We start from the raw sequence: 7,811 nt of genomic DNA, 5'->3' as shown, positions 1-7,811 counted from the left end.
TCCGACTCTATCAGATCTTTCCGATCCGATTTCCTCGGTGCTTTCCAGGTTCCCGCTTTCGCGTTTCCCTTTCCGGCGGTTCCGACTTTATCAGAGATTCTGAGTCGGTATTTCCACCCTCCCTGGGCGGCTCCGAACCACGAAGTGATCGGGTGCCCGTCCGAGCGGAGATGTAAACGTACTGGAGCGGGGCGCCCCGATGCAAATCGAGGCGCCCCGCTCCGGGTTGGCGCTGTCGGTGGTCCGACGGCCCGTCAGACCTCCACGACGACGGGCAGGATCATCGGCCGGCGCCGGTAGGTGTCCGAGACCCACTTGCCGAGGGTCCTGCGGATCAGTTGCTGCAACTGGTGCGGCTCGACGACTCCGTCCTGGGCCGAGCGCTCCAGTGTCTCGGTGATCTTGGGGAGCACCGCGGCGAAGGCGGAGTCCTCGATGCCCGAGCCGCGGGCCTGGACGTGCGGCCCACCGGTGATCTTGCCGGTGGAGGAGTCCATGACCACGAAGACCGAGATGATGCCCTCGTCGCCGAGGATCTTGCGGTCCTTGAGGGCCGGTTCGCCGACGTCGCCGACCGAGAGCCCGTCGACGTAGACGTACCCCGCCTGGACCTTGCCGGTGATCTTCGCCTTGCCCTCGACGAGGTCGACGACCACGCCGTCCTCGGCGATGACGATGCGGTCGTGCGGGACGCCGGTCAGGGCGCCCAGCTCGGCGTTGGCACGCAGGTGGCGCCATTCGCCGTGGACCGGCATCAGGTTCTTCGGGCGGCAGATGTTGTAGAAGTACAGCAGCTCGCCGGCCGACGCGTGGCCCGAGACGTGGACCTTGGCGTTGCCCTTGTGGACGACGTTGGCGCCCCAGCGGGTCAGGCCGTTGATCACGCGGTACACCGCGTTCTCGTTGCCCGGGATGAGGGACGAGGCCAGGATCACCGTGTCGCCGTTGACGATGCGGATCTGGTGGTCGCGGTTGGCCATGCGGGACAGGGCGGCCATCGGTTCGCCCTGGGAGCCGGTGCAGACCAGGACGACCTCGCTGTCGGGCAGGTCGTCCAGCGTCTTGACGTCGACCACCAGGCCCGGTGGGACCTTGAGGTAGCCGAGGTCTCTCGCGATGCCCATGTTGCGGACCATGGAGCGGCCGACGAAGGCGACCCGGCGGCCGTATTCGTGCGCGGCGTCCAGGATCTGCTGGATGCGGTGGACGTGGCTGGCGAAGCTCGCCACGATGATGCGCTTGCGGGCGCCGGCGAAGACCTGCCGCAGGACGTTCGAGATGTCCCGCTCGGGTGGGACGAAGCCCGGCACCTCGGCGTTGGTCGAGTCGGCGAGGAGCAGGTCGATGCCCTCCTCGCTAAGCCGCGCGAAGGCGTGCAGGTCGGTGAGGCGGCCGTCCAGCGGGAGCTGGTCCATCTTGAAGTCGCCGGTGTGCACGACCATGCCCGCGGGGGTGCGGATGGCGACGGCCAGCGCGTCCGGGATGGAGTGGTTGACCGCGACGAACTCGCAGTCGAAGGGACCGACGCGTTCGCGGTGCCCCTCCGCCACCTCGAGGGTGTACGGCCGGATGCGGTGCTCCTGGAGCTTGGCCTCGATGAGCGCGAGGGTCAGCTTGGAGCCGATCAGCGGGATGTCCGGCTTCTCCCGGAGGAGGAAGGGGACGCCGCCGATGTGGTCCTCGTGGCCGTGGGTCAGGACGATGCCCTCGATGTCGTCGAGGCGGTCCCGGATGGACGTGAAGTCCGGCAGGATCAGGTCGATGCCGGGCTGCTCCTCCTCGGGGAAGAGCACGCCGCAGTCGACGATCAGCAGACGGCCGCCGTATTCGAAGACCGTCATGTTGCGGCCGATTTCGCCGAGGCCGCCGAGGGGCGTGACCCGGAGGCCGCCCTTGGGAAGCGCCGGGGGTCGGCCCAGTTCAGGATGCGGATGACTCAAAAGACTCTCCTCACCACACGCGCCACGTACCGGTGGGCACGTGGCGCGCATGACGTTCGTGCAGAAGCAGTTGTCGTATGGGGTGCGGGCACCGGTGGCCCGCCTATTCAGTTGTGAAGTCCGTCCGGTCGTGCGGTGGTGCGAAGTCTGATGTCAGAGCTGTACCCCGCCGGCGGCAAGATCGATCTTGAGCTGCTCGGTTTCCTCGGGCGTGAGGCCGACCATGGGGGCGCGCAGCGGTCCGGCGGGCAGCCCCTGGAGGGCGAGCGCGCCCTTGGTGGTCATGACGCCCTGGGTGCGGAACATGCCGGTGAACACCGGGAGCAGCTTCTGGTGGATCTCCAGGGCCTTCTGTACGTCACCGGCGACGTGCGCGTCCACCATGGCGCGCAGCTCCGGGGTGACGACGTGGCCGACGACGGAGACGAAGCCGACCGCGCCCACGGCGAGCAGCGGCAGGTTGAGCATGTCGTCGCCGGAGTACCAGGCGAGGCCGGAGCGCGCGATGGCCCAGCTGGCCCGGCCGAGGTCGCCCTTGGCGTCCTTGTTGGCGACGATCCGCGGGTGCTCCGCGAGGCGGACCAGGGTCTCGGTGTTGATCGGGACGCCGCTGCGGCCGGGGATGTCGTAGAGCATGACGGGCAGCTCGGCGGCGTCGGCGATGGCCGTGAAGTGCAGGTACAGGCCCTCTTGCGGGGGCTTGTTGTAGTACGGCGTGACGAGCAGCAGGCCGTGGGCGCCGACGCGCTCCGCGGCGCGGGCCAGCTCGATGCTGTGCTGGGTGTTGTTGGTGCCGACTCCGGCCACGACGTGCGCCCGGTCGCCGACGGCCTCCACCACGGCTCGTACGAGGTCCGCTTTCTCCGCGTCGCTGGTGGTCGGGGACTCGCCGGTGGTGCCGTTGATGATCAGGCCGTCGTTGCCTGCGTCCACCAGGTGGGTGGCGAGCCGCTGGGCGCCGTCGAGGTCGAGTGCGCCGTCCGCCGTGAAGGGCGTGACCATGGCGGTGAGGACCCGCCCGAAGGGGGTCTGCGGAGTGGAGGTCGGAGCCATGGGTTACACGCTACTCGTTGCTCAGGGCGGGGTCTGCCCTCGGGGGAGTCGGCAGGTCGGAACGGAGGAGGAGCCCGGCACTGCCTGCTCGGGGGTTCAAGCAGTGCCGGGTCCCTTTGATCAGGCTAGATGAACTTCTCCAAACGCCGCAATCCGGACACTTCGCATGGTTGATGCGTACATCTGTGCCCGGCCGGGCGGGCCAGGGCGCCTGACCCGTTACGGCGCCACGCGCCCGTTGGCGTTGAAGGCGGCGTGGGTGAGCGGCATGAGGCGGGCCCACTCCGCCTCCATCTTCTCGCCGACCATCTCGATCTCCCGCTGCGGGAACGAGGGCACCTTCGCCAGCTCGTGCTGGGTGCGCAGGCCCAGGAAGTGCATCAGCGAGCGGGCGTTGCAGGTGGCGTACATCGACGAGTACAGGCCGACGGGGAGCACCGAGCGTGCCACCTCGCGGGCGACGCCGGCGGCGAGCATCTGCTGGTACATCGCGTAGGCCTGGCGGTAGGAGTCCTCCATCGCGCCGCCGACCAGCTCGTGCTGCTCGGGGGTGCCCTCGACGAAGACGTACTTGCCGGGGCGGCCCTGCTGGACCAGCTTGCGGGAGGCGTCCGGCACGTAGAAGACGGGCTGGAGCTCGCGGTAGCGGCCCGACTCCTCGTTGTAGGACCAGCCGACGCGGTGCCGCATGAACTCCCGGAAGACGAAGATCGGGGCGCTGACGAAGAAGGTCATCGAGTTGTGCTCGAACGGGCTGCCGTGCCGGTCCCGCATCAGGTAGTTGATCAGGCCCTTGGAGCGCTCCGGGTCTTTCTTCAGCTCGTCCAGGGACTGCTCCCCGGCGGTGGAGACGCGGGCGGCGAACAGCACGTCGGAGTCGGTCGCGGCGCTCTTGACCAGTTCGACGGTGATGTCACTGCGAAGTTCGATCTTCGGATCGTCGGCGGGGGTGTCGGTCACGGTGTGGAGGGCCTTCCCAGTCAATCTCGGCGCTTGGCGAGGCCACTCTACGGCCCGCCCAGGGGCGCCGAATGGGGCGATCGGTGCCGTGCCGCAATGAAGTCGGTGAAACAGGGCACCTGGAGGGCCGTTCGCTCGTCTGTATGAGTAACAGCACTTCATTCCAGTCCCTGAAGGGAGACGCAGTCCCTATGATCCGCCGGCGTGAACCCGTGCCGTTCGCCTTCGTCGCCGAGGCCGACAGGTTCCGCAGCAATGTCACACCCCCGCCGCGCGAGCGGGCGTCCTTCGGCCAGCTGGCCGGACGCTGGCTCCTCGGTGTCACCGTCGTCGCCGGTCTGGTGGGCTCTCTGGTGATCGGGATGCCCGCCCTGTCGGCCGACCAGCCCTCACCGCACAAGCAGCCGTCGCAGGCGTCCGAGGGGCGCTAGGCGTATCGGGCACGGCCGGCCCGGCTCCATCCGGACCCCCGAGGGTGGTGACCGAAGACGCAGGTCGGTAGCCTCACCGGGCACAACACTTGCCTTGGAACGAGTGAGGACCAGCCGTGCCCCTGCCCTTCCTGACGGCCGACCGCGCCTTTGACACGGCCGACGACGTCGCGCTGCCGTACGACGACCGCGACCTCTGGCGCCGGCCCTACCGGCCGGGGCCGTGGCGCGTGGGGGTGGCGGCCCTGATGCTGCTGCTCGCCTCGTTCGTCCTGTTCGCGGCCGTCATCATCGCGGCGACGGGCGGTCCGTCCTCCGCCGGGGTGGTCTTCGGCATCGCGGTCGTCGTCATCCTCTGCGCCCTGCGGATGCTGCGCATGGGCGCGTGGGTGAGCGCGCACGGAGTGCGTCAGGTGGGCTTCTTCACCACACGCACGGTCGCCTGGCAGCAGGTCGCCAGCCTGCGCACGGTGCAGCAGCCGGTGCGCTGGCTGGGACTGCCGCGCACAGTGCAGGGGCAGGCGCTGCTGCTGGTGCGGCAGGGCCGGTCGGCGGAACCCCTGTCCCCGCTGCTGACCTCGCACAACTCCGACTTCCTCGCCCGCGACGGTGCCTTCAACCGGGCGGCCGACGCGGTGGAGGCGTGGGCCGACGAGTACCGACGGGGCTGACGCACCGGAGGGTCGAAACGCGAGGGGCCCGGACCGCATCACTGCGGTCCGGGCCCCGGCGTTTCGGCTGCGGTCGGGTCAGGCGGCCTCGACGTGCTTGCCGTCGTGCAGGGCGATCGCCCGTTGCATCGCCTTGCGGGCGCGCGGGGTGTCACGGGCGTCGTGGTAGGCGACGGCGAGGCGGAACCAGCTGCGCCAGTCGCCGGGGGCGTCCTCGGTCTCGGCCCTGCGCAGGGCGAAGACCGCGTCGGCCGACTCGCGGTCGACCCGGCCGCTGGGGGTGCGCTTCAGCTCGTCGACGGGCAGTCCGCCCTCGGCGTCGAGTTCGGCGGCGAGCTGGTTGGCCCGGCGGACGAACTGGGTGTTCTTCCACAGGAACCACAGGCCGATCACCGGCAGGATCAGCACCGCGACGCCGAAGGTGACGGTGAGGAGGGTGCCGGTCTTGATGAGCAGTACGCCGCGGCTGCCGACCAGGAGGAAGTAGAAGACCAGGACGGCGGCCGTGACGAGGTAGGTGATCTTCGCGCGCATCAGGGTGAGGGTCTCAGTCCAGGTCCAGGAAGTGTTCCAGGCCGAAGGTGAGGCCCGGGGTGGTGACCACCCGGCGGGCGCCCAGCAGGATGCCCGGCATGAAGCTGCTGTGGTGCAGGGAGTCGTGCCGGACGGTGAGGGTCTCGCCCTCGGCGCCGAGCAGGACCTCCTGGTGGGCGAGCAGGCCGCGCAGCCGGACCGCGTGCACCGGGACCCCGTCCACGTCCGCCCCGCGGGCGCCGTCCAGGGCGGTGGCAGTGGCGTCGGGCGCCGGTGCGGAGCCTGCCTTCTGCCGGGCCGCCGCGATCAGCTGGGCGGTGCGGGTGGCGGTGCCGCTGGGGGCGTCCACCTTGTTCGGATGGTGCAGCTCGACGACCTCGACGGACTCGAAGTACGGGGCCGCGAGCTGCGCGAACTTCATGGTCAGCACGGCGCCGATGGAGAAGTTCGGCGCGATGAGCACGCCGGTCCCCGGGGCGGCGTCGAGCCACGCGTTCAGCCGAGCGAGGCGCTCGTCGGTCCAGCCGGTGGTGCCGACGACGGCGTGGATGCCGTGGCGCAGGCAGTAGTCGAGGTTGTCCATCACCGAGGCGGGGGTGGTCAGCTCGACGGCGACCTGGGCGCCGGACTCGGCCAGCGCCTCCAGGCTGTCGCCCCGGCCGAGGGCGGCGACCAGCTCCATGTCCTCGGCGGCCTCGACCGCCCGTACCGCCTCGGAGCCGATCCGGCCCTTGGCACCGAGGACGGCCACGCGCAGCTTGCTCATGTCACATGCTTCCTTCTCGAACGTTTCGCGACGGGACCGTCAGGCGACGACGTCGTGCAGCCGGGACGCCTGCTTGTCCTTGAGCGGGCCGATGACCGACAGGGACGGCCGGCGACCCAGGACGTCGCGGGCGACGGCCCGGACGTCGTCCGGCGTGACCGAGGCTATCCGGGCCAGCATGTCGTCGACGGACATCTGCTCGCCCCAGCACAGCTCGCTCTTGCCGATACGGTTCATCAGCGCGCCCGTGTCCTCCAGGCCGAGGACCGTGGAGCCCTGGAGCTGGCCGACGGCGCGGCCGATCTCGTCGTCGGTGAGTCCGTGCTCGGCGACGTGGTCCAGCTCGTCACGGCAGATCCCCAGCACGTCGTGCACCTGGGAGGGCCGGCAGCCCGCGTACACGCCGAAGAGGCCGCAGTCGGCGAAGCCGGACGTGTACGAGTACACGCTGTAGGCCAGGCCGCGCTTCTCCCGGACCTCCTGGAAGAGGCGCGAGGACATGCCGCCGCCGAGGGCGGTGTTGAGGACGCCCATCGCCCAGCGGCGCTCGTCGGTGCGGGCCAGGCCCGGCATGCCGAGGATGACGTGGGCCTGCTCGGTCTTGCGGCCGATCAGCTCCACGCGTCCGGCGGCACGGACGGTGCGCCGGCCCTCGCGCGGGGCGAGCGGCTGGGCCGCCGGGTCCTTGAGGGCGCCGGCCTTCTCGAAGGCGGCGCGGACCTGGCGTACGACCTTGTTGTGGTCGACGTTGCCGGCCGCGGCGACCACCAGGTGGGTGGGGTCGTAGTGCTTCTTGTAGAAGCGGCGGATGCGGTCGGCGGTGAGGGCGTTGACCGTGTCGACGGTGCCGAGGACGGGGCGGCCCAGCGCGTTGTCGCCGAACATGGTGTGCGCGAACAGGTCGTGCACGCAGTCGCCGGGGTCGTCCTCGGTCATCGCGATCTCTTCGAGGATGGCGCCGCGCTCGACGTCGACGTCCTCCTCCTGGATCAGCGAGCCGGTCAGCATGTCGCAGACCACGTCGATGGCGAGCGGCAGGTCGGTGTCGAGCACGCGCGCGTAGTAGCACGTGTACTCCTTCGCCGTGAACGCGTTCATCTCGCCGCCGACCGCGTCGATGGCGGAGGAGATGTCCAGGGCGCTGCGGCCCCGGGTGCCCTTGAAGAGCAGGTGCTCCAGGTAGTGGGTGGCGCCGTTCAGGGCCGGGGTCTCGTCGCGGGAGCCGACGTGGGCCCAGATGCCGAAGGTCGCCGAGCGGACCGAGGGGAGGGTCTCGGTGACGATGCGCAGGCCGCCGGGGAGGGTCGTCCTGCGGACCGTGCCGATGCCGTGCTCGCCCTTGATGAGGGTTTGGGTACGGGCGACGGCCCGCGCCTCCGAGGTGGTGGGGGGCCGCGCCCGGGGGCGGAGGGGCCGCGCATGTGGGGGGGGGGCGTAATGTGGGCGCCCGCAAAGC

General features: G+C 70.2%; 8 protein-coding genes. 2 read left to right on the top strand and 6 right to left on the bottom strand.

Annotated features, from left to right (window positions below):
* Window positions 1-254 precede the first annotated feature (254 nt).
* The 3 genes from ACFV9J_RS40520 to thyX all read right to left on the bottom strand — a co-directional run bounded on the left by ACFV9J_RS40520 (window position 255) and on the right by thyX (window position 3,953).
* Entirely contained in the window at window positions 255-1,940 is a 1,686-nt protein-coding gene (locus ACFV9J_RS40520) for a ribonuclease J (RefSeq protein ID WP_087806927.1), read from the bottom strand.
* A 153-nt stretch (window positions 1,941-2,093) separates the two neighbouring features.
* The gene (gene dapA / locus ACFV9J_RS40515) at window positions 2,094-2,993 is read right to left on the bottom strand and encodes a 4-hydroxy-tetrahydrodipicolinate synthase (protein ID WP_385363245.1); all 900 of its coding nucleotides are present in this window, start codon (window positions 2,991-2,993) and stop codon (window positions 2,094-2,096) included.
* A 219-nt stretch (window positions 2,994-3,212) separates the two neighbouring features.
* Window positions 3,213-3,953, bottom strand: a complete 741-nt coding sequence (gene thyX / locus ACFV9J_RS40510; protein ID WP_385363243.1) for an FAD-dependent thymidylate synthase — start codon at window positions 3,951-3,953, stop codon at window positions 3,213-3,215.
* Window positions 3,954-4,144: 191 nt separating this feature from the next.
* On the opposite strand from thyX, the gene ACFV9J_RS40505 reads away from it, so the two are divergent.
* On the top strand, window positions 4,145-4,384 hold the full coding sequence (locus tag ACFV9J_RS40505; protein ID WP_076976600.1) for a hypothetical protein: 240 nt from the start codon (window positions 4,145-4,147) through the stop codon (window positions 4,382-4,384).
* A 116-nt stretch (window positions 4,385-4,500) separates the two neighbouring features.
* Window positions 4,501-5,055 (top strand): hypothetical protein, encoded by a 555-nt coding sequence (locus tag ACFV9J_RS40500; protein ID WP_385363241.1) that lies wholly within the window; start codon window positions 4,501-4,503, stop codon window positions 5,053-5,055.
* A gap of 78 nt (window positions 5,056-5,133) precedes the next feature.
* Here ACFV9J_RS40500 and ACFV9J_RS40495 read toward each other — a convergent pair whose 3' ends face one another.
* The 3 genes from ACFV9J_RS40495 to ACFV9J_RS40485 form a co-directional block, all read right to left on the bottom strand.
* A complete protein-coding gene (locus ACFV9J_RS40495) occupies window positions 5,134-5,589 on the bottom strand; it encodes a hypothetical protein (RefSeq protein ID WP_003973287.1) in 456 nt (151 codons plus the stop codon).
* Window positions 5,590-5,602: 13 nt separating this feature from the next.
* Window positions 5,603-6,355, bottom strand: a complete 753-nt coding sequence (gene dapB, locus ACFV9J_RS40490) for a 4-hydroxy-tetrahydrodipicolinate reductase (RefSeq protein WP_385363239.1) — start codon at window positions 6,353-6,355, stop codon at window positions 5,603-5,605.
* Window positions 6,356-6,394: 39 nt separating this feature from the next.
* Window positions 6,395-7,811: M16 family metallopeptidase (locus ACFV9J_RS40485; protein ID WP_385363238.1), on the bottom strand; the 1,417-nt coding region annotated here is incomplete at its 5' end.

Origin of the sequence: Streptomyces sp. NPDC059906, assembly GCF_042730645.1 — a bacterium.
In the GTDB taxonomy this organism is placed as follows: Bacteria; Actinomycetota; Actinomycetes; order Streptomycetales; family Streptomycetaceae; genus Streptomyces; species Streptomyces rubrogriseus.
Note: the sequence above shows the minus strand (reverse complement) of the source record. Positions and strands in the feature narration are given on the sequence as shown.

Excerpts from the sequence above, each read along its gene's own strand:
- dapB (WP_385363239.1), bottom strand. The coding sequence starts at position 6,355 with ATGAGCAAGCTGCGCGTGGCCGTCCTCGGTGCCAAGGGCCGGATCGGC.
- ACFV9J_RS40505 (WP_076976600.1), top strand. The coding sequence starts at position 4,145 with ATGATCCGCCGGCGTGAACCCGTGCCGTTCGCCTTCGTCGCCGAGGCC.
- ACFV9J_RS40495 (WP_003973287.1), bottom strand. The coding sequence starts at position 5,589 with ATGCGCGCGAAGATCACCTACCTCGTCACGGCCGCCGTCCTGGTCTTC.
- dapA (WP_385363245.1), bottom strand. The coding sequence starts at position 2,993 with ATGGCTCCGACCTCCACTCCGCAGACCCCCTTCGGGCGGGTCCTCACC.